Source organism: Rhizobium sp. RU20A, assembly GCF_900155885.1.
Lineage (GTDB): Bacteria > Pseudomonadota > Alphaproteobacteria > Rhizobiales > Rhizobiaceae > RU20A.
In genome coordinates this window covers 369,428-395,201 of record NZ_FTMB01000001.1, presented here as the reverse complement: position 1 = coordinate 395,201, position 25,774 = coordinate 369,428, and the positions used below count along the sequence as shown (strand labels likewise).

The following is a 25,774-nucleotide window of genomic DNA, read 5'->3' as shown; positions in this document are numbered from 1 at the left end:
AGATGTGCGGCCGCCACCGCGTCATCCAATGGGAAGGAGTATCTTTGGGCATGGCCGTCTTGGCAAACCGCGAAATATGGCGAGAAAAGGAAAATCCGCCCAAAAATTGACGTAAGAAATTCAGTTCACAGACACATTCCAGAAAAATAGGAACGAAATTCCGATTAACACGCCAAAATCGGTCTTCGTTGGAAAATTCTTCCGAATGTCGGCGACGGTGTTACAAATCAACAACATTCGTCATTTTTGCCTCGCTTCTCCGTAGGCATCGGGAACACGAGCAACGACGCGCAACCATCCGCTTACATTGAGAAAAAGACCAGCCGCCGTCCCGGCGGGACGGCGGCTTGAGGATCGATTCGGCTTGGCAGCCAAGGCGCGCGCGCAGCGCCTCAGCCGGCCTCCGCCACCCGCGCCAGCGCGACATCCAGCGCGCTCTTTTGAAGATCGAGTTCGGCCAGCCGCTCGCGTTCGGCCTCGACGACCTCCGGCTTGGCATTGGCCACGAACTTCTCGTTGGAGAGCTTGGAGAGGATGCGGTCGCGTTCGGCATCGACCTTTGCGCGGGCCTTTTCGAGGCGCTGCTTTTCGGCGGTCACATCGATCAGGGCACCCAGCGGCAGGCAGACGATCGCCTCGCCCGAAACAATCTGGGCACTGCCCTTGGGCGCTTCAGGCGCGTGACCGATCGCCTCGACGCGTGCGAGCCGGCCGATGGCGGAAGCGTGGCGCTCCAGCCGGTCCTTCGTCAACTGGGAAGCACCGACAACGACCAGCGGTGCGGTGGCGCCCGGCGGCACGTTCATCTCCGCACGCACGGAGCGGATGCCGGAGACGAGGTCGACCAGCCAGTTGATCTCGGCCGCAGACAGATCGTCCGCATAGGAAGCGGCCGGCCATTCGGCATGGCAGAGCAGGCCGTCGCGCAGCGTTCCCTCCGGCGCCGTCTTCTCCCAAAGCTCCTCGGTCATGAAGGGCATGAAGGGGTGCAGAAGCTTGTAGATCTCATCCAGCACATAGGCGACGCAGGCCTGCGATTCGGCCTTGGCTGCCGCGTCTTCGCCCGAGAAGACCGGCTTCAGCAGTTCCAGATACCAATCGCAGACCTGGTTCCAGACGAAACGGTAGAGGCTGCTGGCAGCATCGTTGAAGCGATAGGCCTCGATCGCCTCCGTCACATCGCGGACGGTGCGCGAGAGCTCGGTGAGGATCCAGCGGTTGATGGTCAGCGTCGCGGCTTCCGGCACGAAGGCCGGGTCAGCCTTGACGCCGTTCATCTCGGCAAAGCGGGTGGCGTTCCACAGCTTGGTGCCGAAGTTGCGGTAGCCGGCGATGCGGGCCGGGTCGAGCTTCACGTCACGGCCCTGCGCCGCCATGATGGCGAGCGTGAAGCGCAGCGCGTCGGCGCCATACTGGTCGATCAGTTCGAGCGGATCGATGACGTTGCCCTTCGACTTCGACATCTTCTGCCCGTTCTTGTCGCGCACGAGGGCGTGGACATAGACGGTATGGAAGGGTTCGACCGGCGTGCCGGCCTCATCCTTCATGAAGTGCAGGCCCATCATCATCATGCGGGCAACCCAGAAGAAGATGATGTCGAAGCCGGTGACGAGCACGTCGGTCTGGTAGTATTTCTCCAGTTCCGGCGTCTCGTTCGGCCAGCCGAGTGTCGAGAAGGGCCAGAGGGCGGAGGAGAACCAGGTGTCGAGCACATCCTCGTCGCGAACGAGAATCTCGCCCGGACGGAAGTTTTCGATTTTCTCCTCGACCCAGGCCTTCCACGGGCCTTCATGGGCGAGATAGTGCTGGATGGCGGCGTGCAGAGCCTCTTCCTCGGCCTTCTCGACGAAGACCTGTCCGTCCGGGCCGTACCAGGCGGGAATCTGATGGCCCCACCAGAGCTGGCGCGAAACGCACCAGGGCTGGATGTTCTCCATCCATTCGAAATAGGTCTTTTCCCAGTTTTTCGGAACGAAATTGGTGCGCCCTTCACGAACGGAGGCGATGGCCGGCTTGGCGAGCGTTGCCGCATCGACATACCACTGTTCCGTCAGGCGCGGCTCGATCGGCACGCCGCCACGGTCGCCATGCGGCACCATGTGCTTGTGCGGCTCGATCCTGTCGAGAAGGCCGGCCTCCTCGAAAATCTCGACGATGATCTTGCGGGCCTCGAAGCGGTCCTTGCCTTCCAGCTGGTCCCAGGCGCCGTGCAGGGCAGCGGGATTGTCGAGGCCCTCCAGAAACTCCTCGTTCTCCTTGATGGTGATCTTGCCATCGATAGTGAGGATGTTGATCTGGCGCAGGCCCTGCCGCTTGCCGACCTCGAAGTCGTTGAAATCATGGGCGGGCGTCATCTTGACGGCACCGGTGCCGGCGGTCGGGTCCGGATATTCGTCGGCAACGATCGGGATCTTGCGGCCGACGATGGGCAGGACGACGTGCTTGCCGACGATCGCCTTGTAGCGCTCGTCATCGGGGTGGACGGCAATGCCGGTATCACCGAGCATGGTTTCGGGCCGCGTGGTGGCGACGACGAGATAGTCGCGCGTTTCCCACTCCGTCGCCTTGCCCTCGTCATCAAAGGCAATCGGATGCTGGTAGGTGACGCCCTCTTCGAGCGGATAGCGCAGGTGCCAGAGATTGCCGTTCATCTCGACCTGCTCGACCTCGAGGTCGGAGATCGCCGTGAGAAGCTTCGGATCCCAGTTCACAAGGCGCTTGTCCTTGTAGATCAGGCCTTCCTTGTAGAGCGAGACGAAGACTTCGAGAACGGCCTCGGACAGGCCTTCATCCATGGTGAAGCGTTCGCGCGACCAGTCGCAGGAGGCGCCGAGGCGCTTCAACTGGTTGAAGATGAGGCCGCCGGATTCGGCCTTCCATTCCCAGACCTTCTCGATGAAAGCCTCGCGGCCCATCTCGCGGCGGGACATGTTGGTCTTGTCCTGCGCCAGGCGCCGCTCGACAACCATCTGCGTCGCGATGCCGGCATGGTCCATGCCCGGCTGCCAGAGAACGTCCTTGCCGCGCATGCGCTCGAAGCGGACCATGATGTCCTGCAGCGTGTTGTTCAGCGCGTGGCCCATGTGCAGGGAGCCGGTCACATTCGGCGGCGGAATGACGATGCAGAAGCTGTCGGCACCGGGCTTGGCGCCCGCGCCGGCCCGGAACGCATCGGCCTCGTCCCATCTGCGGGCGATGGCGGGTTCGATGGCGGCGGAATCGTAGGTTTTCTCAAGCATTGCCTTGCCTATCCGGGTCTTTCAAAAGTGGGTTCGTGTAAACTAGAACGGGGTTTGGCTGTCAACACGAAGGACGAAAAAGCCGCGGCGTCGGGCGCCACGGCTTCATACTGCGGTTGTTTTGGGTCGAAATTCAGCGCGCGCCGCCGCGCGCGACCCGTTCGATTTCCTCGCGCACCAGACGCTCAACCAGCGTCGGCAGATTGTCATCCAGCCATTCCTGCAGCATGGGACGCAGCATCTCGCGCGCCATGTCGTCGAATGAGGTGCGGTTCTTGTAGTCGACGGCGTCGGCAAGCGCGCCGAAGGACTGCGCCACCTGATTGCTGACAGCCGGGGAAACCAGCGCTCCGACCGAAGCGGCGAGCTCTGCCGGCGGTGCGGCTGGCGCGCGAACGGCAGCCGGTTCGGCGGCAAATGCCGGCGCGCGGGAATTGCCGATCGGGGCAGCGGCGGCCGCAGGCACCGGACGGTCGTGGGCGATCGTTGCTGTCTCGGCCGGCGCTGCCGAGGTTACAGGCTCAGGCGTCGCGACAGATGACGAGATGGGCTCAGCGGAGGCTTTATGCTCATCCGCCGCGTGCTCGACACTGGCAGGCGCCGCATCTGCGACGTGCTCGACACTGGCAGGCGCCGCATCCGCGGCGGGCATTGCCGGCTCGGCGGCAAGATCCGCCCTTTCAGCCTTTGCGTCCTCGATGGCATCCGCAACCGCCTCGTCCGCCGCTTCGGCAAAGCTTGCAAGCACGGCGGCGAACTGATCGTCCATTTGCGGCTCCGGCCGGGACGGTTCGACGTCGATATTGGCAAGGGCCTGGAGAGCGTCGAAGGGCGCAAGCTCCGCGGCAGGCGCTGCCGGCGATACGCTGACAACCGGATTCGTATCGTAGGTGCTCTGCGACGGTGCGGCAACATAAGGCGCCGCCGGCTGAGGGCTGGCTGCAGACGCATCCTCGGCGCGCGGCGCGGCATCGCGCGGAGCCGTGGCATTGCGCTCGGATGCGGCGCGCACGCGGGCAGCGATATCAGCGAGCGAGAGGGGCGACTGCGTCGCTGCCGACGCCTGTGCTGGCGAAGACGGGAGCGAAGACGACGGCAAAGGCTCAGGCGACGTCTGCTGCGTGGAGGAGAACGGCGATGCGGGAACACCAAGACGGGCAGCTTCCGAGGCTGCACTGCGAGCAACCGGCGCAGGCTCCGTAGCCCGACCCGCCGACATGGAGTTGTTGGAGAAATCATGCGCCAAGAGGGCGTCGTCGATGGTCAGGCCGATTTCCTCGTCCTTACGCTCGTCGCGTCCCATCGCAGTCGTAACGCGGCCGGATGCCGTGTTGCGCCCCGAAATTTCGATCGCAGCCTGCTGAGGCTCGTTGCTTTCGATGATCTTGCGGATCGACGCAAGGATTTCATCCATCGACGGTTCACGCGCTACATTCGGCTGTGCCATGGTCATCCTCGTTGACTGCGCCCGCCTACGCCGCTCATTTCGCTGGCAGGCACACAGACTCTAGGCGACTTCACCCCTTGGGGAAATCGGGGCGAATCGCCCTCCTACGATCATGCACAGATTTGTTGCAACCGTCACGGCCCGTTTCTCGCTGCTGGGCCCGGAGCTCCCCAGCCTTCGGGAGGACGATCGGTGGACATGAAAAAGGCACCGGTCCAGATGGTCCGGCGCCCCAGGGTCAAAACCGATGAAAACAATGGATCGATCGCGATCAGAAGACGAATTCCGGCGCCGGCGCAAAGCCCGGCAGCGGCTTCACGGAGGTGTTGAAGACCGGGCGCCCGGTCACAACGCCGCGCTCCTTGATATAGAGCGTCGCGCGCGAGGCATTGCCTTCACCGATGACCGCCACGAGGCGGCCGCCATCGCGCAACTGGTCGAACAGCGCCTGCGGAATGACGGCAACCGAACCATGCAGGAAAATCACGTCGAAGGGTGCCTCGGCCTTGTAGCCGGCTTCCAGCGCGCCCGTGACGACGGCCACATTGTCATAGCCAAGACGCGAGAGCGTCTGCGTCGCGGCACCGGCCAGCGTCTCGTCGCTTTCCAGCGCGACGACGGAACTGGCGATCTGCGAGAAAATGGCGGAGGCATAGCCGGAGTTGCAGCCGACCTCCAGGACGAGATCATCCTTGCCGATGGTCGCCATCTGCACCAGCTTGGCGAGCGGCGACGGCTCCATGAGGTAGCGTCCGCCGCCGACGGCGATGTCGGTGTCGATGTAGGCCAGCGCCTTCTTGTCGGCCGGCACGAATTCCTCGCGGGGAACGCTCAGGAAAGCGGAAAGGACCGAATGCGAGGTCACATCCGTCGGGCGAATCTGGTTGTCGACCATCTTCACGCGCAGCGCTTCGTAATTGATCATGATGTCCTCTTTGCCCTGCCCCGGAGGGATGGAGTTTGCCGGCGCATCGCCGTCCTGTCCATCGCTCTTAATTCCGCCCGCAGCCGGTTTCAAGACCGCATTCCCGCAAGGCCGTCGCAGCGCACAAAAAGGCGGCACCAAAGATCAGTTCGCAGCGCCGCCTTCGAGGCCGACCAGCGCGATCTTCGTATAGCCGGCCCGCTGCACGAGATTCATCACCGCCATCAGATCGCCATAGGCGACCGCCTTGTCTGCCCGCAGCAGCACCCGGGTCTGCTTGTCGCCGCCGGTGGTCGAATCAAGGGCGGCCACAAAGCCCTCGCGCGTCGTCGTCTCGTTGCCGATGGCAAGCCCAAGGTCTGACTTCAGCGTCACGAAGACCGGCTTGTCGTCACGCGGCGTTGCGCGCGCGGCCGATTGCGGCAGATCCACCTTCATATCGACGGTGGCGAGCGGTGCGGCCACCATGAAGATGATGAGCAGCACCAGGATCACGTCGATGAAGGGTGTGACGTTGATATCGGCGGTTTCGGGAAGGTCGTCGCCGGCCTCTTCGGAGATCTTCGTTGCCATGGTCTCCTGTCGCCTCCTATCCGATCCGTGCGAGGCCGGCATCCGTGCGGCGCTCGCGCGGATGGCCCGCGGCACGAAAATCGAGATCGCGGCTGACGAGCCGTTCGACGGCCGCCCGCGCATCGGCCAGCGCAACGCGGTAGGTGGCGATGGCGCGGGCAAAGACGTTGTAGATCACCACGGCGGGAATGGCCGCCACGAGGCCGATAGCGGTCGCCAGCAGCGCTTCGGCAATGCCGGGCGCCACCACGGCAAGGTTGGTGGTCTGCGCCTGGCTGATGCCGATGAAGGAATTCATGATGCCCCAGACCGTGCCGAAGAGACCGACGAAGGGCGAAATGGAACCGATCGTTGCGAGAATGCCCGTCCCGATGGCGATCTTCTTGCCGGCACCGGCCTCGATGCGGGCGAGACGGGACGACACGCGTTCCTTCACACCCTCCGGCGAGACGCGGTCGAGGGCGGCTTCAGAGCGGGCCAGTTCATCGCCGGCCGCCAGCACCATGGAGCGTGCCGTGCCCTCACCCGTCAGGTGTTCGGCGGCGGCGGTCAGGCCGTTCGAATGAGTCAGGATATGGGCGGCACGGCGCACGCGGCGGCGGGCCAGCGCGATTTCGATACTCTTGAGGAAAAACACCGCCCAGGTGACAACGGAGGCGAACGCGAGAAGGATCATCACGCCCTTGACGATGATGTCGGCCGCAAGGAACATGCCGAGGGGCGATAGATCGTGCGGCAGGCTCTGGGCCTGCGATGCGCCGGTCGCCTGAGGGATGGACGCGGCTGCATCGGTGCCCTGCGCTTCCGACGCCTGCGCCGGAACGACCGGCTCCTGCATGATCTCCTGGGTTTCGACAGGGGTCGGCTGAGAGGTCGTTTGTGCCAGAACCGGCGCTACACCCATCAGCACCATGGCAGCGACCACGGACAACAGACGCATCGGATTTTCTCCTTCACACACAGGACGCCATAAGCCGAAGGCCGGGGCGCCGGACATTGGGGTGGCTCATACGCCGATCGACTGAGGGAGGCAATATTCTTGATTATAAAAATCATGTTTATCAATCATCCGCCGCTGCGGTGCCCTCGTCCGTAAAGCGGGCGCTGCGCCAGTCATAGGCACGGTGACGCTGCCAGTTTCGGGCAAGGCTTTCAAAGGCGGTATGGACCTCGGGTTCCCCATCAGGGCCGGCGGCGATCTCCACCGCACCGGTGGCCCGCATGCTCCTCGAGGTGAACAGCAGGGCGCCGCTTCGGCAGGTCTCGAGCCGCAGCGGACGGCTCGCGACAACGATCCGCGCTGCATCGCAGGCTGCGCCAAGCAGGGACGGCTCATCGATGGTGACAATCGGCCAACCTTGTGGGGTTACGGCAGCGCAGCCAAGGTCGGGACGGCAGGCAAAGCGGCTGCGGTCTTGCTGGGCGCGCGCAAGCAGCGCGGCCAGAAGTGCCTTTGCCTGTGCCGGCGCGATGGTCGACCGCCCCCGCCTTTGTGACGGGTCCTGCTTTTTCCTGCTGTCTTTTTCCTCCTCGGGTTTGCTGAGCGTGCGAATGGCCAGCGCCGCTTTCCACTGATCGGCGAGGAAGGACGGCGGCCGGGCACGATTGAGCGCCAGGACATCGCCCGTCCGGACACCAACGAGACGCCCGTCTTCCGAGATCGTCACCGTCGGATGCGATGCCGGGACAGCGGCAAGACCGATCAAGCCTGCTGCCACGAGGCCAAGACCGCCCAGGGCAAGCCAGGTGCGCAGCATGCACATGACAGCGCCGCCAACCGCGATCATGACGAGGCCCGGCGCCCACAGGCGTCCGGTTGCCAGCGGCTCGCCCCACCCGGCCACCAGATCCGCAGCCGCCACCATCCAGCGAATGCCGAGCGCCATCAGCCAGAGAAAGGGCGCATCGAGGCCGAAGGGCATGGCGAGCATGGCGGCGACGCCCGACGGCATGACCATGAGACTGACGACCGGCATGGCGAGGATGTTGCCGGCCAGACCGTAAAGCGTGACGGTGTGAAAGTGCGCGGCCGCATAGACCATGGTGGAGATGCCGCCGAGCAGCGAGGTTGCCACCAGTCCGCCGGTGAAGCGGCCGAGGAAGGAAAGGCCGGGCACGGCATCGATGAGCGCATTGCGGTCCCGGGGCCGGCGGCGACGCCAGCGCTCATAGCCGGCGACCAGCGCCAAAGTGGCGGCGAAGGACATCTGGAAGCCGGGGCTCAGCACCGCCGAGGGGGTGACGGCGATGATGAGGAGTGCGGAGAGCGCAATGTTGCGCAGGCTGATGGAGGGACGATCGAAGAGCACCGCGATCAGCATGATCGAGATCATGATCCAGGCCCTGACCGCCGAGACCGCACCGCCCGACAGGAGGCCATAAAGGCCGACCATCACCAGCGCACCGACGGCAGCGATCTTGCGGACGGGAAACCGGTGCGCAAAGCCCGGGATCATCGCCAGCAAGGTGCGCGCGCCGACCAGGAAGGTGCCGGCGGCCAGCACCATGTTGAGGCCGGAAATGGCGAGCACATGGGCGAGCCCGGCGGTGCGCAGCGTTTCGACCGTGTCGCGGTCGATGGCCCGCTCCTCGTTCGTCACCAGCGCCGCGGCAATGGCGCCGGCATCGCCGGGCACGGTGGCGCGGATACGCTCGCCAATGGCCTGGCGCAGCGTCGCGGCCAGCGCAAAGGGTGTCGCCAGAATACCCTCGGGCCCGTCGGCCGGCATCGCCACCGGCGGGGTCGAAACCGGCACGCCATAGGCAAAGCCGATCGCACCGATCCCGCGCATGTAGGAATCGAAGGCAAAGTCGTTCAGTCCCGGCAAGGCAGGCCCCGAGGGCGGCGAGAGCCGCGCGCGCACCGTCATCCAGGCGCCCGGCTCGAAGGGCGTGTGACGGGCGCGCACCACCAGCGTGATGCGATGTGGCGCCCGCTTTATCGTCGGCCCACTCGTGGCGCCGAGATCGAGCACATACCGCAGGCTGCCGCGGGTCCCGACCTCGCGCGAGACGACCCTGCCCCGCACCTCGCTCGTCACGGGACTGTCAAGCAGCATGGTCGACCGTCGCCAATCCTCGAAGGCCGCAAGCGCCATCCCAGCACTCAGAACAAGCGCCACAAGCGCCAAGGTCCGCGCAATGCTCGGCTTCGCCACGAGAGATATGCACAAAACGCATGTCAGACATGCGACCAGCGCATAGGTTGGTATCCCGGGGAGTGTATACCAACCGGCTGCGCCCAGACCGAGAAGCAGCGGCAGAAACAGGAAAGCGTGGCCGAAATCGCATTCCCGGGCCCAGGCGGAAAGAGCAAGAAAGCGTGCTGCGGCGCAGCGAGACAATAGGCTGCGGCTCTCGTTATCGGCCGCAAACTGTGGGGTTTCCGCCACATCCGCGCCTGCGCGTCGCAAGAACGGCTGGTCAGCCGCCGCCAGCACCAAGAGTTGCGCTTCGGCACGTGGCGCGGTGGTCCATCGCTCATCCTCGACACGTTGCGTCAAAGGCCCCGCTCCACCGCTCCTTCTGATATCCAACGCCTAGATTGCGCTTTCTCGCAGCCGGACACAACCCTGGCGTAAATGCCGATATTTTACGCAGACCGACGGCGTGGGGTGGCGATTGCGGCTGGAATCGGACAAGTTGGTGGTAGACAAGCCCGGCAAACATGCAAATATTGCGCTGCCGCGAGCGCGGTGTCGCATTGCACAATTTGCCTTTCGTAGAACTTGGCAGTTCGGTGTAAATCTAGTAGCAAATTCACCAGCTTAAATTGGGCGCCATCAAGGTGCCTGAAATACTGCAAACGGAGGATCCCATGGCGGATAAAAGCGCAGTCGTAACACTCGACGGCAAAACGGTCGAACTGCCGGTACGGTCTGGGTCGATCGGCCCCGAGGTCGTCGACATCGGTTCGCTCTACAAGCAGACGGGCGCCTTCACCTACGATCCCGGCTTCACCTCGACGGCATCGTGCGAAAGCAAGATCACCTATATCGATGGCGATGCCGGCGTGCTGCTGCACCGCGGCTACCCGATCGACCAGCTCGCCGAACATGGCGACTTCCTGGAAGTCTGCTACCTCCTGCTTTACGGCGAACTGCCGACCAAGGCTCAGAAGGTCGATTTCGACAATCGCGTCACGCGCCACACCATGGTGCATGAGCAGATGAGCCGCTTCTTCACCGGCTACCGCCGCGACGCCCACCCGATGGCCGTCATGTGCGGCACGGTCGGGGCGCTTTCGGCCTTCTACCACGACTCCACCGACATCACCGATCCGCACCAGCGCATGGTCGCTTCGCTGCGCATGATCGCCAAGATGCCGACGATCGCCGCCATGGCGTACAAGTACCATATCGGCCAGCCCTTCGTTTACCCGAAGAACGACCTCGACTACGCCTCGAACTTCCTGCGCATGTGCTTTGCCGTACCGTGCGAAGAGTATCACGTGAACCCGGTTCTGGCCCGCGCCATGGACCGCATCTTCATCCTGCATGCCGACCACGAGCAGAACGCCTCGACGTCGACTGTTCGCCTCGCCGGCTCCTCGGGCGCCAACCCGTTTGCCTGCATCGCGGCCGGCATTGCCTGCCTGTGGGGCCCGGCCCATGGCGGCGCCAACGAGGCAGCGCTCAACATGCTCGCCGAGATCGGCTCCGTCGATCGCATTCCGGAATATATCGCGAAAGCCAAGGACAAGAACGATCCGTTCCGCCTGATGGGCTTTGGTCACCGCGTCTACAAGAACTACGATCCGCGCGCCAAGATCATGCAGAAGACCTGCCATGAGGTCCTCAGCGAACTCGGCATCAAGGACGATCCGCTGCTCGACGTTGCCGTGGAACTGGAAAAGATCGCCCTGACGGACAGCTACTTCATCGAGAAAAAGCTCTATCCGAACATCGACTTCTATTCCGGCATCACGCTGAAGGCGCTGGGCTTCCCCACGACCATGTTCACCGTGCTCTTTGCTCTGGCGCGCACCGTCGGCTGGATCGCCCAGTGGAACGAGATGATCGAGGATCCGGAACAGCGTATCGGCCGTCCGCGCCAGCTCTACGTCGGCGCTCCCGAGCGCGACTACGTGCCGGTTTCCAAGCGCTGACCGGCATCCTCAGTACAAACGAAAAGCCCGGCCGTCGCGCCGGGCTTTTTTCATGGGATGTCGGTGGCGCAGCCGTCTTGCTTCAGATGCCGCGGCGCGTATCGAGGAGCGACAGCACCACCTCCGCCGCCCGCTCGCCGGCCGGCACCTGCGTCGCCATCACCGTCTCGACGCGATCAAACCCGGCCAGCATGGCGGCGCGCTCCGGCGTTTCGGCAATCAGCCGATCCACCCATCTTACCAGGCTTCCCGGACGGATCGCCTCGTTCAGATATTCGGGAATGAAGGGGTAGTCGGCGATGAGGTTCGGCAGCGCACCCGTCCAGGTGCGGATGCGCTGATGCATGAGGCGGATCAGAAAATCCACTTTGTAGGTCGAGACGGTCGGGATGCGGCACAGACCGAGTTCAAGAATAACCGTGCCGGAGGCAGCGATCGCGGTATCCGCCTCGGCAAAGGCAGACCACTTGCCGGCCGCGCCAACGCGAATGTCGGGCTGCTCGGGCCAGGTGGCGACCACAGTCCGCACGCGCGCTTCCTGGCGCGGCACGGTCGGCAACACGAAGCGCATGTCGGGATGGCGCCGGCGAAGCTCCTGCATCGTTTCCCCGAAGACCGGCAGCAGCTTGTCGATCTCGCTGCCGCGCGAACCCGGCAGCAGCAGGCAGGTCGCGGGCCTTAGCCCCGCCGCAGCCGGCCGCGCCTTCTGGGCGTCGCGAACGGCGCGCACGTTGCGGTCCGCCACGAGGCGGTGGCCGACATAGGTGGTCGCAGGGCCGCCGAGCGCCCGCATGGCGTCCGGCTCGAAGGGCAGCACGGCGAGGACGTGATCGACATAGGCGAGCATTTTCGTCGCCCGCTCCGGTTTCCAGGCCCAGACGCTCGGGCAGACATAGTTCACGACCGGAAGATCGGGGAGCACCTTGCGCACGCGCTTGGCGACACGATGGGTGAAATCTGGGCTGTCGATGATCACGAGCAGATCCGGCTTTTCGGCAATGATGCGCTCAGCCGTCTGCCGGATCCTGGCGAGCAGCTGCGGAAGGCGCTTCAGCACCTGCGCGATGCCCATGATCGACAGTTCGGAATAATCGAACCATGAGGAAAGCCCCTCCGCCTCCATGGCCTCGCCGCCAACACCGACGATGCTCAGCGGTCCGGCATGCTGGCGCCGCAGCGCGCCGATCAGGTCGGCACCGAGAAGATCACCCGAAACTTCGCCGGCGATCATGGCGATCTTGAGGGGTCGCGCTGCTTGCGTCATGCGCCGGTCTCCCGTTCGATGCCGATCAGGAAAAGCCCCAGCCTGTCGGCGGTTTCGATCACCGTGCGACGCTCCAGCACCAGAGCACGGCCGGCCTCCACGGCAATCCCCGCAAGTCCGGCCGCATGGGCGTTCTCTATCGTCGCCGGGCCGATGGAAGGAAGATCGGCACGCAGATCCTGCTGGGGCTTGCAGAGCTTGACGAGAACGCCGCGGCGGCGGATCGATATGCGTCCCTCAGCCTTCAGGCTCGCCACGCGCGCCAGCATGGCATCCGTGCCCTCAGGTCCCTCGAGCGCCACCACCCGGCCGCCGACGGCAATTGCGCCCTGGCCGATGTCGAGGCGGCCAAGTGCCGTCGCCGCTTCGCCCGCTGCGGTGATGTCGGCGCGCGCCGCCTCATCCGGTGTCACGGCGCCGACGGGGCCGGTTTCGGCCAAAAGAGACGGAAGGATTTCCTGGACGCCGACGACACGGGCGCCAGCCGATTCGATCAGTTCGATGACCATCTTGAGAACGGTGTCGTCGCCGCCCTTCAAAAGCGTGCGCACCACGTGCGGCATGCGAAAGAGGAAGGCGAGCGTCGGGCGAATGCCGCGCCAGTCGGGTCGCCGGCGCACCGCACCGGACAGAACCACGCGGCCAATGCCGCGCTCGCGAAAGGCGCGGGTGACGCCGGCAAAATCCCCGACGGAAAGCGGCAGATGATCGAAGCCGAGCCAATCGCCGTCGGCTTCGTCCGTGAGTGGAATGATGAAAGGATTTTCGCCAGCCTCGCGCGCGGCCTCGGCCACATGGTGCGGCAGGCGCCCGCCACCGGCGATGATGGCAAGGCGTCCGGCCGGCGCGGTCATCGGATCAGGCCTTGCCGCGGTTCGGGGACGAGAGGGCCCGGTCGCTGTCGGCGGCGATGAAATCGAGGATTTCCATCGCCTGCGGGCAATCGGCGAAATCATCGCGGATCGCCGCGGCATTGGCGCGGATCGAGCCTTCGCCTTCGAAAACCTGCTTGTAGGCCCGGCGCACGCGGTGCACGGTCGGCTTGTCCATGCCGGCGCGGGTCATGCCGACGACGTTGAGGCCGCTGAGCACGCCGGGATTGCCATTCAGCATGCCGTAGGGGATCAGATCGTAGCTCACGGCGGAGAGGCCGCCGACAAAGGCCTGCCGGCCGATGCGCGTGAACTGGTGCACGGCCGAGCCGCCGCCGAGAATGGCGCGATCCTCGACCGTGACGTGACCGGCCAGCATGACGTTGTTCGACAGGATGATGTTGTTGCCGAGCCGGCAATCGTGGGCGACATGGGCATAGGCAAGGAAGAGATTGTTGTCGCCGACCACCGTCTCGCCGCCATGCTCGACCGTGCCGGTGTTCATGGTCACGCCTTCGCGGATCGTGCAGTTGCGACCGATCGTCAGCTTGGTATCGACCGCGCTGTGGTGAACGCTCTGGCTGTCACCGCCGATCACGGCCGAGGGGAATATCCGCGTACCGGCGCCGACGCTCGTGACGCCGAGAACAACGACATGGCTGATCAGTTCGACACCATCGCCGAGCGTGACCTTCGGCCCGACATGGCAGAAGGGACCGACCACTACGTTCTCGCCGATCACCGCCCCGTCTTCGATGACAGACAGGGGATGGATCTTCGCGCTTTTCGCAATCATCTTCAGGCAGCGTCCTTGCTTACAATCATCGCGCCGATATCAGCTTCGGCGACAAGTTGCCCGTCAACTTTTGCGTCACAGTGAAATTTCCAGATATTGCCGCGGTGCTTGACCTTGGTGACATGCAATTCCAGCCGATCGCCCGGCACCACCGGCTTGCGGAAGCGGGTGTTGTCGATCGTCATGAAATAGACGAGGTTGCCGGTCGTGCCGACCTTGCGCACGCAGATGGCGCCCGCCGTCTGGGCCATCGCCTCAATGATGAGAACGCCGGGCATGATCGGCTGCTCCGGGAAATGCCCGGTGAAATGCGGTTCGTTGGCCGTGACATTCTTGATGCCGACGGCGGAATCATCGCCGTTGATCTCGATGATACGGTCCACCAGCAGGAAGGGATAGCGGTGCGGCAGCAGCTTCAGGATCTCCTGAATCTCGGCTGTTCCAAGCACTGTTGCCGTGGTCTCAGTCATTCTTGGCTCCCTTTTTTGTCCGCCGCGCACCGGACCTGATCGCAATCTCGGATGCTTCCCTGAGGAAATCCCGGATCGGACGGGCCGGAATGCCCCCGACACGCTCTCCCGGCCCCACGGACACCATGACACCGCTCATCGCGGCAATCTGCGCGCGGCTGCCGATGGTGATATGACCATTGATGGCGGCAGCGCCGCCAATCATCACGCCGTCACCGATGCGCGTGCTGCCGGCAATGCCGACCTGGCTTGCAATGCCGCAGTAGCGGCCGATGCGCACATTATGCGCGATCTGGATGTGATTATCGAGTTTGGTGCCTTCGCCGACGACGGTGTCATCCATGGCGCCGCGGTCGATCGTGGTATTGGCACCGACCTCGACATGGTCCTGCAGAATGACGCGACCGATCTGGACGACCTTGATCATGCCACCCTTCGGACCCGGCGCATTGCCGAAGCCGTCCTGGCCGATGCGCGCGCCGGGATGGATGATGACATGGTTTCCGACAAGCGCGCACAGCACACTGGCACCCGTTGCGACCGTGCAATCACGACCGATGCGCACGCCCGGACCGATCACCGCGCCTGCACCGATGCGGGTCCCCCTGCCGATTTCCGCGCCAGCACCGACGACGGCGAACGCCTCGACCTCAACATCGGCCTCAAGGCGTGCGCTCGGATCCACGACAGCCTGCGGCGATACGCCGGATCCGGCGGTCAGGCGCTCCGGGCGCATGGCTTGCGGATAAAGGTGCGCGCCAGCGACGGCGAAAGCCGTGAAGGCATGGCGTGTCAGAAGGACGGTGATCCCCGGCGGAACGAGCCTCGCCGTCTCTTCGTCACACAGGATGGCGGTCGCCTGGCAGGTCGCGAGCTCCTCGCCATGGCGCGCATGGGCCAGATAGCACAAATCACCCTCCCCGGCCCGATAGACCGGCGAGAGCGAGCGCACGAGGCGATCCGCCGCATCGGGATCAGAGAGCGACGCGCCGAGCACACCGGCGAGATCGCCCAACCGAATCCCTGGATGCGGCGGGAAGAACCAGTTCGATTCCATGTCAGACACTCCAGAACAGGGCGTCAGCAGTTCTGGACTGCGCGGATCAGAACGAGGACGAGATACCGAACTTCAGGTTCTGAACCCGGTCGAAGTCCTGCTTGGCGACCGGAATCGCGTAGTCGACACGCAGCGGACCGAAGGGCGAAGCCCAGATCAGGCCGATACCGACCGATGCGCGCAGCGTAGCGTCGGTACCGACGACCGCGTCGTTCTTGCCCTGGTTGACCGTCACTTCGTTGCCATAGAGCGTGCCGGCATCCGCAAACACGGCGCCACGGAACCCGGCATCCTGCGGCACGAACGGCAGCGGGAAGGTCGCCTCGGCCGAGGCCGTGAAGTAGGTCGTACCGCCGATCGCTTCGCCGAAGGCGTTGCTGCGCGGGCCGACGCCGTTGCGCTCGAAGCCTCGGATGTCGCTGGAGCCAAGCTGGAACTGGTCGAAGACCTCAAGCGAACCGGTCGTCTTGACGAGGTGACCGGCGCTACCAGCCAGCGAACCGATAAGGTCCGCTTCGTCGTTCAGCAGGTAGAACATACGGAACTTGCCCGAGATCTTGTAGAAATCGGAGGTGCCGCCGAGACCGGCAAATTCCTGCGTCACCGACGCCGTCACGCCTTCGCGCGGCAGCGTCATGTCGTCGAGCGAATTGTAGTTGAAGCTATGCGAGATCGACGAACGCTTCCACGGCCCCTGCTGCACCGCCGTCACGTAGGGCGAGGCAAGATCGGCCAGATTGTTGCTGCTGAACCGCAGCTCCGTGTAGCTGTACTTCAGCGTCGTCGACAGGCGCTCCGTGATCGGGGCCGTCAGACGCAGCGCAAAGCCCTGATCCTCGGAGGAGTATTCGTAGTCCTTGAACTCGTTTTCGTTCTTGAACACATCAAAGCCGGCGGCCAGACGATATCCAAGGAAATAGGGCTCGGTGAACGAAACATTGTAGGTCTTGGCGTTCTGGCCGCGACCGGCGGACAGGCGAATGTACTGGCCACGACCGAGGAAGTTCTTTTCCTCGATGGAGGCTTCGAGCAGGAAGCCACCACCGCTGCCGGCCGCATAGCCGCCGCCGATGCCGAAGCTGCCGGTCGACTGGTCCTGCACATCGACGACCACGACAACGCGGTCCGGAGCCGAGCCTGGCGCCGTCGAAATGTTGACGGACGAGAAGTAGCCGAGCGCATCCAGGCGACGCTTGGCGCGGGAAATCATTTCCTGGTTGAAGGCATCGCCTTCGCTGATGTCGAATTCGCGGCGAATGACGTAATCGCGCGTGCGGGTGTTGCCGCGGATCTCGATACGCTCGACATAGGCGCGCTCGCCCTGGTCGACGAGATAGTCAACGGCGATCGTACGGTTGCCGAGATCGCGGTTGCCGCGCGGCGTGACGCGGGCAAAGGGATAACCGGCCGAAGCCACGCGCTTGGAGATTTCAGTGATGGAATCCTGAACGTCACGGGCCTTGTAGACACTGCCCTCACGGCTCTCAACGAGGCCCCTGAGGTCCTCGGCGTTGACGCCATCGACGGTCGATTCGACATTGATCGGACCGAAATCGTAACGCTCGCCTTCATCGACCGTGATGGTGATCGTGTACTCGTTGGTGGCTTCGTTCAACGTCGCATCGGACGAGACGACGCGGAAGTCGGCATAGCCGCGGTTGAAGTAGAACTGGCGCAGCAACTCCTCGTCCGCGCGCAGCTTGTCCTCATTATAGACATCCTTGCGGGTCAGGAAGGAGAAGATGCCCGACTCCTTCGTCGCAATGACCGACTGCAGACGGCTGTTGCTATAGGCATTGTTGCCGACGAAATTGATGTCGGTGATCTTGGTGCGCTCGCCTTCGTTGATGACGAAAGCGATGTTGACGCGACCTTCGCCGACGGTCGCGGTCTGCGTCGTGACGGTCACATCGTTGCGGCCGATCGCGGCATAGGCCTGCTTGATCGCCTCGATGTCGGCGTTGATCTGATTCTGGTCGAACGGGCCCAGGGCGCGCGTCTTGACGGCGGCTTCGAGCTTGTCGTCCTTGATCTTGCGGTTGCCGTTAAAGACGACAGCATTGACCAGCTGGTTTTCATTCACGGTCACGACGAGCGAACCGCCGGAAACGGCAATGTTCACGTCGGAGAAGTAACCGGTCGCATAGAGGCGACGGACCGATTCATCGATATCGGCGTTGGAGAAGTTCCTGCCCGGAACGATGCTGACATTGGCCCGCACCGTTTCTGGGCTGACGCGCGTCGCGCCGCGCACCACGACATTGCGGACGACAGCGGCTTCTGCTGCGGTGGCGCCGGCAACAACTGCGACACCCGCGCCTGTCGTCACCATGCTCGCCGAAAGAGCAACCGCCGACACGGCGTTCAAAAACCTTGAACCAGCTTTCATTTCACTTCTTACCTTTTTCCAACGTCCCGCAGCGTAAGCGCGCGCCGACTCCGGTCATGTTTGCCGTTTTACCGGCTTTTCCCATACAAGCAAGCCAGCAGGTTAATTTCTATTTACTTCATTCGCAGCCGTGTCCTCAGGGTCACTACCACGTGCATTTATCGTAAACAAATCCTTGCCTTGATTGGGCTTTCCCCATCCACAATGCGCTGACTCCAAAGGGAGAATCTGCACGCCTGAGGTCAGGTGCGCGAAAACAGCATGCTGATGTCGTTCCAGGTGGCGAACACCATCAGGCTGAGGACGAGGGCAATGCCGATGCGGTAGGCAATCTCCTGCGCATTGGGCCCGACGGGCTTTCCGCGCACGGCCTCGATCGCATAAAAGACCAGGTGCCCGCCATCCAGCACCGGCACCGGCATCAGGTTCAACAGGCCGATGGAGACCGAGAGCATGGCGGCGAGTTGCAGCAGCGCCGCCACGCCAAGCGTTGCCATCTGGCCTGATGCCTGGGCAACGCGGATCGGCCCGCCGAGCTGGTCGGCCTTCATGCGGCCGGCAATCAGGTTGGAAATATAGTCGAAGGTGCCGGTCACGATGTGCCAGCTCTGGCGCGCGCCCTCGCCCACGGCTTCCAGTGGTCCGTAGGTGACGGTGCGGAAGCGCCCGGCGGCTTCGTCCGTGACCACGCCGATCACACCCAGCTCCATCTTGTTGCCGAACTGGTCCGTGAGTTCCGTGCGCTTCGGCGTCATGGGGAAATCGAGCTTTTCCGCGCCGCGCTCGACGGTCACGACGATGCGCATTTCCGGGCGAACGCTGACGTAGCGGCGCACATCGTCGAAGGTTGCCACGGGCACGCCGTCGATGGCGAGCAGACGGTCGCCGGTGCGAATACCGGCTTCTTCCGCCGCGCTGCCGGCGCGCACTTCGGAGACGACGGGATCGGCCACGCGCCGGCCGTAGAGGGAGAAAAGCACGGCGAAGATGGCGATGGCGAGGATGAAATTGGCGATCGGCCCGGCTGCCACGGTCGCCGCCCGTTTCCAAAGGGCTGCGCCGGGAAATGTACGGGCGCGCTCTGCCGGTGTCAGCGCATCAAGGGCGCTCTGATCGGTGCTGCTGGATGAGACATCCTCGTCGCCGAAGAATTTGACATAGCCGCCAAGCGGAATGGCGCAGAGCTTCCAGCGCGTCCCGTGCCGATCATTGAAGCCGGCGAGTTCCGGCCCGAAACCGATCGAGAAGGCCGTAACCCCGATTCCGGACCAGCGCCCGACGAGGTAGTGGCCCATTTCGTGCACGAAGACGATCAGCGTCAGAACGACGAGAAAGGGAAGAAGTGTGCCGACAACAAATTGCCAGGCATCGACCAGAAAAGCCATGCATCGCCTCCGTGAAGGCCGCGTCGGCTACCGTCCAAGGAGCAGCGCACCGACCGACCGCGCCTGCTCTGCGTAAAGATAAGTCTGCGCCACCGCAAGCAACAAGGCTGCGAAGCAGGCGAAAACGAGGCCATCGACGCGATCCATCACGCCACCGTGACCGGGAATGAGGTGGCTGGAATCCTTGACGCCGAACCGGCGCTTGATGAAGGATTCAAAGAGGTCGCCGACCTGGCTGGCGCAGGAGAGCGCGAGAGCCAGCAGCACGATGCGGACACTGAAGGAGGCGAAATAGGACAGATAGACCGCTACGCCCCCGACAATGCCGAAAAACGCGCCGCCGATCGCACCGGACCAGGTCTTGCCGGGTGAAATGCGCGGCGCGAGCTTCGGTCCACCGATTGCACGGCCGACGAAATAGGCAAGGATGTCCGTCGACCAGACGACGGCGAAAACGAAAAGCATCGCGACGAGGCCAACGGCCGATTCGCCGCGGATGGCGGCAAGTGCGATTGCGGTGAGGCCCGAATAGACGATGCCGGCGGTCAGCCAGTGGCTGCGGCCGCGAAACTGCGCCCAGCCGGCAGCCAGCACCGTGAAGATGAGCAGTGTGACGAGCGAGGTTTCAAGATCGGCGACGAGCACGCTGATCCCGGTCGAGACGACGGCCAGCCAGCCAAGCGCCCTGCCCTCGGGATCACGCTGGCCAAGCCCGGTCATCGAAGCCCATTCGAAGTAGACAAGCAGACCGATGAGGACCGACAGGATGGCAAAGGCCATGCCGCCATACCAGGTCGCGGCGAGCACCAGGGCTGCCATGACGAGACCGGAGAGGACGCGAAGCTTCAGTTCCTGGGACATTACGAGCCGACCGCCAGCGAGGGCGCCGTCACGCCGCCGAAGCGGCGTTCGCGCTGCTGGAAGCGCTCGATTGCGGCATAAAACGTATCACGGGTGAAGTCCGGCCAGAGTTCCGGCACGAACATCAGTTCCGAATAGGCGGCCTGCCAGAGCAGGAAGTTGGAGAGGCGCTCCTCGCCGCTGGTGCGCAGGATGAGGTCCGGGTCCGGAACGCCCGCCGTATCGAGGCTGGCGGACACCCGCGCCGGCGTGATCTCGTCGGGCGCAAGGGTGCCGGCTGCCACTTCTGCCGCCAGACGCCGCATGGCCCGAACCATTTCGTCACGGGCACCGTAGTTGAAGGCGATCAGCAGCGTGATTCCGGTGTTGTTGCGGGTGGTTTCCTCGGCCTCCAGCAACAGGGGCATGATGTCACCGCGCAGATTCGTGCGGTCGCCGATGATGCGAATGCGCACGTTCTCGCCATGCAGTTCGGCCAGATCGCGGCGGATGAAGGCCTTGAGCAGGCCCATGAGGTCATTGACCTCCGCTTCCGGGCGCGACCAGTTTTCCGAGGAGAAGGCATAGAGCGTGAGATAGCGGATGCCGAACTCGGCGGCGGCGCGCACGGCGGCACGCACGGCCTCCACGCCCTTGCGATGGCCCATGGAGCGCGGCAGGCCCCTGGCCTTCGCCCATCTGCCGTTGCCATCCATGATGATGGCAACGTGCTTCGGGGGGCAGATCATGTGACGGTCGGACATCGGACGCCTTGGCTTGTGACTCACATCTGGGCCTTGAGCCTAGACCTGCATGATTTCCTTTTCCTTGTCGGCGAGCAAGCGGTCGACCTCGGAAATCGTTTCGTCCGTCATCTTCTGGACCTTTTCCGAGAGACTGCGGCTCTCGTCCTGGCCGATGTCGCCGTCCTTCTCCGCCTTCTTCAGCGCATCCATGCCGTCGCGGCGCACGTGGCGAACGGCCACCTTGCTCTTTTCAGCGTAGTCGTGTGCAAGCTTGACGAGCGAGCGGCGACGCTCTTCGTTGAGCTCGGGAAGCGGAATGCGCAGGTTCTGGCCGTCGACGATCGGGTTCAGACCGAGATTGGACTCGCGGATCGCACTGTCCACGGCGCGGACCATGCCCTTGTCCCAGATCGAGACAGCCAGCATGCGCGGCTCGGGCACGGAAACATTGGCTACCTGGTTCAGCGGCATGCGCGAGCCATAGGCCTCGACCGTAATCGTGTCGAGAATGTTGGGCGACGCGCGGCCGGTGCGCAGCGACGCCACGTCGTTCTTGAACGCCGAGACGGCGCCTTCCATGCGGCGCTTGATTTCCTTCAGATCGATATCCTGGCTCATATCCTGCACTCCCTGTCGGTCTTTCGGGCCGGCAAGCGGCCCGTTTTACTGCACTTGCTGTGTCGATTGACTTTCTCGGACAAGCGGCCTCGCCCGTCCCTGACACGTCTAGTTATCCGTCACGATGGTCGCGCGACCGCCGCCGGTCAAGATTTCGGCAAAGCCGCCCTTCTCGTGAATGGAGAAAACGACGATCGGAATGGCATTTTCGCGGGCGAGCGCCACGGCGGCGACATCCATCACGGCGAGGCCCTTTTCGAGCACTTCGCTGTGGGTCAGGCGATCGAAGCGGGTCGCATCCGGCACCTTCTTGGGGTCTGCCGAATAGATGCCATCGACCTGCGTGCCCTTGAAGATCGCCTCCGCCCCCATTTCGGCGGCGCGCAGCGCAGCGGCGCTGTCCGTGGTGAAGAAGGGATTGCCCGTGCCGCCGGCAAAGATCACGACGCGGCCGAGACCGAGATGGAACAGGGTGGCGCGCTGCGAAAAGCTCTCGCAGATTTCCGGCATGGCGATGGCGGACAGAACGACAGTGTCGATATCGAGCTTGCGCAGCGAGGTGGCGAGCGCCAACGCATTGATGACGGTGGCGAGCATGCCCATGTGATCTCCGGTGACGCGGTCGCCACCCTTGGAGGCCACGGCGACGCCGCGGAAAATATTGCCGCCGCCGACGACGACGCCGACTTCCACACCCATGGCCCGCGCCTCGGCAATATCGGAAGCGATGCGATCGGCCACGGCAACGTCGATGCCGAAGCCCTGGCTGCCCATGAGCGCCTCACCGGACGCCTTGAGAAGAACACGCTTGTAGAGAGGTTTGCCAGCCATGGTAACTCCTTGAATGAAAAACGCGCTCAGCGCCTGAAATGAAAAATCAAATGACCGGCGCGGCTGGACCCTGACGGCGTGTGATGTGACCATCGCGACCGGAGCGCCCCCTGCAAACACACAGGCTCCGGAAATGCCGGATACACGAAGGGCACCGCGTTGTCACGCGATGCCCTTCGGATTTGCTGAGGATGAAACCGGAAATCAGCCCTTGGCGACGGCAGCCACTTCGGCGGCAAAGTCGGAGGCTTCCTTTTCAACGCCTTCGCCGAGCAGCAGGCGAGCCATGCCCTTGACGACGATCGGCGCGCCAACGGTCTTTTCGGCTTCCTTGATAGCAGCTTCAACGGTCAGGTCGGGGTTGATGACGAAAGCCTGCGAGAGAAGGGCGACTTCCTCGAAGAACTTGCGCATGCGGCCTTCGACCATCTTCTCGATGATGTTGTCCGGCTTGCCGGAGGCGCGGGACTGCTCGATGAACACGTTGCGCTCGCGCTCGGCGACAGCGGCATCGACTTCGTCAGCGCGCACGGCCAGCGGGTTGGTGGCGGCGATGTGCATGGCAACCTGGCGACCGATGGCGCTCAGGGCTTCCTTGTCGCCGGTCGATTCGAGGGCGACGAGCACGCCGAGCTTGCCAAGGCCGTCAGCCACGGAATTGTGGATGTAGGTGGCGACGACACCGTCGGTGACCGAGAGCGACGCGGCACGGCGCAGCGTCATGTTCTCGCCGATCGTGGCGATGGCGTCCGTGATGGTGTCGTGGACGGACTTGCCAGTTGCCGGATACTGGGCAGCGCTGATGGCTTCGACGGAACCGTCGGTCGTCAGGGCAACCTTGGCAACGCCGCGCACGAGATCCTGGAAGGCATCGTTGCGGGCAACGAAGTCGGTCTCGGAGTTGATTTCGACGACGACGGCAGTGGTGCCGGACGAGGCAACGCCGATCAGGCCTTCGGCGGCCGTGCGGCCCGACTTCTTGTCGGCCTTGGCGATGCCCTTGGCGCGCAGCCAGTCGATGGCGGCTTCCATGTCGCCATTGGTTTCGGCGAGCGCCTTCTTGCAATCCATCATGCCCGCGCCGGTCTTTTCGCGCAGTTCCTTCACGAGAGCAGCAGTGATTTCAGCCATGGTGTGCCTCTTTAGACTGTTGGGCCGCCGTACGATGCTTGTCGGCTGCCGGAAGAGATTGAGCCGGGATTTGCCCGGTCTGTATGACGGCGTGATGACTGAGGGTCTCACACCGGCTGCGGTCGGCGTCCCGCGGGCGGTTCGCCGCGGCGGTGCCGTCGCTTTCAAAAAGCGGAAGGCCGTTCACCCTTTTCGGGCGCAAACGGCCTTCCGACACATGATCAGGCTCCGGAGAACCCGAGCTATCAGGCCTCGGCGGCTTCTTCGAGAGCCGGCTCGATCGGGGCTTCCGCGGAAGCGCCGATGTCGCGGCCCGATGCGCCCTGCTGGCGAGCGATGCCGTCGATGGCAGCGCGCGAGATCAGGTCGCAGTAAAGAGCGATGGCGCGCGAGGCGTCGTCGTTGCCCGGGATCGGGTAGTCGATGCGGTCCGGATCGCAATTGGAGTCGATGATGGCGACGACGGGGATGCCGAGACGCTTGGCTTCATCGATTGCGATGTTTTCCTTGTTGGTGTCGATGATGAACATCAGGTCCGGAACGCCGCCCATGTCGCGGATGCCGCCGAGGGCGCGCGAGAGCTTTTCGCGTTCACGCTCGAGGTTCAGGCGTTCCTTCTTGGAATAGCCCGAAGCTTCCGAAGCGAGGATCTCATCGAGCTTACGCAGGCGCTGGATCGAGTTGGAGATCGTCTTCCAGTTGGTCATCATGCCGCCGAGCCAGCGGGCATTGACGTAGTACTGGGCCGAACGCTTGGCGGCGTCAGCGATGATTTCCGAAGCCTGACGCTTGGTGCCGACGAAGAGAACGCGGCCGCCCGAAGCGACGGTGTCGGACACGACCTGCAGGGCGCGGCTCAGCATCGGAACCGTCTGGGCGAGGTCGATGATGTGGACGTTGTTGCGGTCGCCGAAGATGTACGGCTTCATCTTCGGGTTCCAGCGATGGGTCTGGTGGCCGAAGTGAACACCAGCTTCCAGAAGCTGGCGCATGCTGAAATCAGGCAATGCCATGCCTTTTTCTCCTTTTCCGGTTGAACCTCCGCGGGGCGAACAGCGCAGACAACCGTCTGCACCACCGGCGGAACCTGACGGATTTCTCCCGACAGACCCCATGCCCTACGTGTGGAATGGCGTGGCCCCTAAAGGATAAGCGGCCCAAAAGCAAGAGGGCGAGCCATATTTGGCCTATTTGCAGTCCGGATGCTTGAAGACTTCGAGTTCGGCCAGTCGTCCCGACAGGGCGAAATCGCCGTAATCCATCGTCAGGTCACGGATGATGCCGTTATCGTAGAGCTTGAAGGACATGCGGTAGATCGGGAGGCCGTCTCCCACGGTCTCGTCATTGTAGTAGGCGATGGTCACGGGCCAGTATTCGGCGGTCGCAAAGGCGCCTGCCTTGTCGGCATCCCTCTCGTCGGGCTTGGGTGCCGTGCGCTTGCCGATAGCGGTCGTCGTCAACAGCGTTTTATCGCCCGAATCGGAGCCGTCGAAAATCCGCGATTCGAAGAAGGCATCGCCGCGCCGGGCGTGATCGAGCACATCGATCATGTGCTCCGTCGGGAAACGGCCGGACGCGAGATCAACCTCCCGCTTGGACGGCGCTGTCAGCTCGACGCGCATGCCCTTGCTATCGTCATGCGCCAGGCCTCGCACTTCCTTGTCGAGCTGTTCGTTGGTGAAGGAGCGCGTCAGGAAGCGGAAATTGCCATTCTTCAGATCCTCGTAGGTGGTCGTCTGGATGTCGGTCAAACGACTGTCATCCTCGCTCTGCACCTTGGTGACGAAGCGGAAGGAAACGGTATAGCCCTCGCAGGCCGACCCATTGAACTCGTAGACCATGCGGCCATAAATGCCGGATATCCCGGAACGATCCGAAGCATCCTTGAGTTCGAGGTCGTACACGGCGCGATGCGGCGCCAGAAGACCTGCCCCTTGCGCGGAAGCAGCGGCCGGGCCCATGGCGGCGCCGAGAAGGGCAAGGGCACCGGCGGTGATGAACGATGTCCGCGACATCGGTTTCCTCCTGTCGTCTTGGCAAGGGATGCGCTAAGAACCTGACCGGGCTTCCGGATGGAAGCCGAT

21 protein-coding genes are annotated in these 25,774 nt (G+C 63.6%); 1 reads left to right on the top strand and 20 read right to left on the bottom strand.

Translation table 11 applies throughout. The annotated features are described in order from the left end of the window. Positions 1 to 392 precede the first annotated feature (392 nt). The 6 genes from F3H41_RS01940 to F3H41_RS01915 all read right to left on the bottom strand — a co-directional run bounded on the left by F3H41_RS01940 (position 393) and on the right by F3H41_RS01915 (position 9,528). A complete protein-coding gene (locus F3H41_RS01940) occupies positions 393 to 3,239 on the bottom strand; it encodes a valine--tRNA ligase (RefSeq protein WP_149736894.1) in 2,847 nt (948 codons plus the stop codon). A 133-nt stretch (positions 3,240 to 3,372) separates the two neighbouring features. Beyond that, the gene (locus F3H41_RS21680) at positions 3,373 to 4,686 is read right to left on the bottom strand and encodes a DUF2497 domain-containing protein (RefSeq protein ID WP_280177026.1); all 1,314 of its coding nucleotides are present in this window, start codon (positions 4,684 to 4,686) and stop codon (positions 3,373 to 3,375) included. A gap of 271 nt (positions 4,687 to 4,957) precedes the next feature. Continuing rightward, positions 4,958 to 5,608: a protein-L-isoaspartate O-methyltransferase gene (locus tag F3H41_RS01930; RefSeq protein ID WP_149738166.1), complete on the bottom strand. Its 651-nt coding sequence runs from the start codon at positions 5,606 to 5,608 to the stop codon at positions 4,958 to 4,960. A 147-nt stretch (positions 5,609 to 5,755) separates the two neighbouring features. Further along, positions 5,756 to 6,184, bottom strand: coding sequence for a TonB system transport protein ExbD (exbD, locus tag F3H41_RS01925; RefSeq protein WP_149736893.1), 429 nt, complete (start codon positions 6,182 to 6,184; stop codon positions 5,756 to 5,758). A gap of 16 nt (positions 6,185 to 6,200) precedes the next feature. Beyond that, complete coding sequence (gene exbB, locus F3H41_RS01920; RefSeq protein ID WP_149736892.1) at positions 6,201 to 7,124, bottom strand: tonB-system energizer ExbB; 924 nt, start codon at positions 7,122 to 7,124, stop codon at positions 6,201 to 6,203. A 121-nt stretch (positions 7,125 to 7,245) separates the two neighbouring features. Continuing rightward, on the bottom strand, positions 7,246 to 9,528 hold the full coding sequence (locus F3H41_RS01915) for a ComEC/Rec2 family competence protein (RefSeq protein ID WP_149738165.1): 2,283 nt from the start codon (positions 9,526 to 9,528) through the stop codon (positions 7,246 to 7,248). 473 nt (positions 9,529 to 10,001) lie between these two features. Between F3H41_RS01915 and gltA the strand changes: the two genes are divergently transcribed. Further along, on the top strand, positions 10,002 to 11,291 hold the full coding sequence (gene gltA, locus F3H41_RS01910) for a citrate synthase (RefSeq protein ID WP_149736891.1): 1,290 nt from the start codon (positions 10,002 to 10,004) through the stop codon (positions 11,289 to 11,291). Between the two features lie 82 nt (positions 11,292 to 11,373). Here the strand turns inward: gltA and lpxB are convergent, their stop codons facing one another. The 14 genes from lpxB to F3H41_RS01840 form a co-directional block, all read right to left on the bottom strand. Further along, on the bottom strand, positions 11,374 to 12,555 hold the full coding sequence (lpxB, locus tag F3H41_RS01905) for a lipid-A-disaccharide synthase (protein ID WP_149736890.1): 1,182 nt from the start codon (positions 12,553 to 12,555) through the stop codon (positions 11,374 to 11,376). Continuing rightward, positions 12,552 to 13,409 (bottom strand): LpxI family protein, encoded by an 858-nt coding sequence (locus tag F3H41_RS01900; protein WP_149736889.1) that lies wholly within the window; start codon positions 13,407 to 13,409, stop codon positions 12,552 to 12,554. Before F3H41_RS01900 ends, lpxB begins: the two co-directional genes overlap by 4 nt. A 4-nt stretch (positions 13,410 to 13,413) precedes the next feature. Next, positions 13,414 to 14,229, bottom strand: coding sequence for an acyl-ACP--UDP-N-acetylglucosamine O-acyltransferase (gene lpxA / locus F3H41_RS01895; protein ID WP_188129378.1), 816 nt, complete (start codon positions 14,227 to 14,229; stop codon positions 13,414 to 13,416). Continuing rightward, positions 14,226 to 14,693 (bottom strand): 3-hydroxyacyl-ACP dehydratase FabZ, encoded by a 468-nt coding sequence (gene fabZ, locus F3H41_RS01890; protein WP_149736887.1) that lies wholly within the window; start codon positions 14,691 to 14,693, stop codon positions 14,226 to 14,228. The genes lpxA and fabZ overlap by 4 nt, the downstream gene beginning before the upstream one ends. Next, a complete protein-coding gene (gene lpxD, locus F3H41_RS01885) occupies positions 14,686 to 15,750 on the bottom strand; it encodes a UDP-3-O-(3-hydroxymyristoyl)glucosamine N-acyltransferase (RefSeq protein WP_149736886.1) in 1,065 nt (354 codons plus the stop codon). Before lpxD ends, fabZ begins: the two co-directional genes overlap by 8 nt. Positions 15,751 to 15,796: 46 nt before the next feature. Beyond that, on the bottom strand, positions 15,797 to 18,139 hold the full coding sequence (gene bamA / locus F3H41_RS01880; protein WP_149736885.1) for an outer membrane protein assembly factor BamA: 2,343 nt from the start codon (positions 18,137 to 18,139) through the stop codon (positions 15,797 to 15,799). A 242-nt stretch (positions 18,140 to 18,381) separates the two neighbouring features. Continuing rightward, complete coding sequence (gene rseP / locus F3H41_RS01875; RefSeq protein WP_149736884.1) at positions 18,382 to 19,524, bottom strand: RIP metalloprotease RseP; 1,143 nt, start codon at positions 19,522 to 19,524, stop codon at positions 18,382 to 18,384. A gap of 27 nt (positions 19,525 to 19,551) precedes the next feature. After that, positions 19,552 to 20,385: a phosphatidate cytidylyltransferase gene (locus tag F3H41_RS01870; RefSeq protein WP_149736883.1), complete on the bottom strand. Its 834-nt coding sequence runs from the start codon at positions 20,383 to 20,385 to the stop codon at positions 19,552 to 19,554. Continuing rightward, entirely contained in the window at positions 20,385 to 21,128 is a 744-nt protein-coding gene (locus tag F3H41_RS01865) for an isoprenyl transferase (RefSeq protein ID WP_149736882.1), read from the bottom strand. The genes F3H41_RS01870 and F3H41_RS01865 overlap by 1 nt, the downstream gene beginning before the upstream one ends. A gap of 39 nt (positions 21,129 to 21,167) precedes the next feature. Next, on the bottom strand, positions 21,168 to 21,728 hold the full coding sequence (frr, locus tag F3H41_RS01860; protein ID WP_149736881.1) for a ribosome recycling factor: 561 nt from the start codon (positions 21,726 to 21,728) through the stop codon (positions 21,168 to 21,170). Between the two features lie 108 nt (positions 21,729 to 21,836). Next, entirely contained in the window at positions 21,837 to 22,559 is a 723-nt protein-coding gene (gene pyrH, locus F3H41_RS01855; RefSeq protein ID WP_149736880.1) for a UMP kinase, read from the bottom strand. A gap of 204 nt (positions 22,560 to 22,763) precedes the next feature. Then, a complete protein-coding gene (gene tsf / locus F3H41_RS01850) occupies positions 22,764 to 23,690 on the bottom strand; it encodes a translation elongation factor Ts (RefSeq protein WP_149736879.1) in 927 nt (308 codons plus the stop codon). A gap of 245 nt (positions 23,691 to 23,935) precedes the next feature. After that, a complete protein-coding gene (gene rpsB / locus F3H41_RS01845) occupies positions 23,936 to 24,703 on the bottom strand; it encodes a 30S ribosomal protein S2 (RefSeq protein WP_149736878.1) in 768 nt (255 codons plus the stop codon). 174 nt (positions 24,704 to 24,877) lie between these two features. Continuing rightward, positions 24,878 to 25,705, bottom strand: coding sequence for a cell envelope integrity EipB family protein (locus F3H41_RS01840; protein ID WP_149736877.1), 828 nt, complete (start codon positions 25,703 to 25,705; stop codon positions 24,878 to 24,880). Positions 25,706 to 25,774 lie beyond the last annotated feature (69 nt).

Coding starts and splice junctions, on each gene's coding strand:
- F3H41_RS01940 (WP_149736894.1), bottom strand. CDS start 3,239: ATGCTTGAGAAAACCTACGATTCCGCCGCCATCGAACCCGCCATCGCC.
- F3H41_RS21680 (WP_280177026.1), bottom strand. CDS start 4,686: ATGGCACAGCCGAATGTAGCGCGTGAACCGTCGATGGATGAAATCCTT.
- exbD (WP_149736893.1), bottom strand. CDS start 6,184: ATGGCAACGAAGATCTCCGAAGAGGCCGGCGACGACCTTCCCGAAACC.
- exbB (WP_149736892.1), bottom strand. CDS start 7,124: ATGCGTCTGTTGTCCGTGGTCGCTGCCATGGTGCTGATGGGTGTAGCG.
- gltA (WP_149736891.1), top strand. CDS start 10,002: ATGGCGGATAAAAGCGCAGTCGTAACACTCGACGGCAAAACGGTCGAA.
- lpxB (WP_149736890.1), bottom strand. CDS start 12,555: ATGACGCAAGCAGCGCGACCCCTCAAGATCGCCATGATCGCCGGCGAA.
- F3H41_RS01900 (WP_149736889.1), bottom strand. CDS start 13,409: ATGACCGCGCCGGCCGGACGCCTTGCCATCATCGCCGGTGGCGGGCGC.
- fabZ (WP_149736887.1), bottom strand. CDS start 14,693: ATGACTGAGACCACGGCAACAGTGCTTGGAACAGCCGAGATTCAGGAG.
- lpxD (WP_149736886.1), bottom strand. CDS start 15,750: ATGGAATCGAACTGGTTCTTCCCGCCGCATCCAGGGATTCGGTTGGGC.
- bamA (WP_149736885.1), bottom strand. CDS start 18,139: ATGAAAGCTGGTTCAAGGTTTTTGAACGCCGTGTCGGCGGTTGCTCTT.
- rseP (WP_149736884.1), bottom strand. CDS start 19,524: ATGGCTTTTCTGGTCGATGCCTGGCAATTTGTTGTCGGCACACTTCTT.
- F3H41_RS01870 (WP_149736883.1), bottom strand. CDS start 20,385: ATGTCCCAGGAACTGAAGCTTCGCGTCCTCTCCGGTCTCGTCATGGCA.
- F3H41_RS01865 (WP_149736882.1), bottom strand. CDS start 21,128: ATGTCCGACCGTCACATGATCTGCCCCCCGAAGCACGTTGCCATCATC.
- frr (WP_149736881.1), bottom strand. CDS start 21,728: ATGAGCCAGGATATCGATCTGAAGGAAATCAAGCGCCGCATGGAAGGC.
- pyrH (WP_149736880.1), bottom strand. CDS start 22,559: ATGGCTGGCAAACCTCTCTACAAGCGTGTTCTTCTCAAGGCGTCCGGT.
- tsf (WP_149736879.1), bottom strand. CDS start 23,690: ATGGCTGAAATCACTGCTGCTCTCGTGAAGGAACTGCGCGAAAAGACC.
- rpsB (WP_149736878.1), bottom strand. CDS start 24,703: ATGGCATTGCCTGATTTCAGCATGCGCCAGCTTCTGGAAGCTGGTGTT.
- F3H41_RS01840 (WP_149736877.1), bottom strand. CDS start 25,705: ATGTCGCGGACATCGTTCATCACCGCCGGTGCCCTTGCCCTTCTCGGC.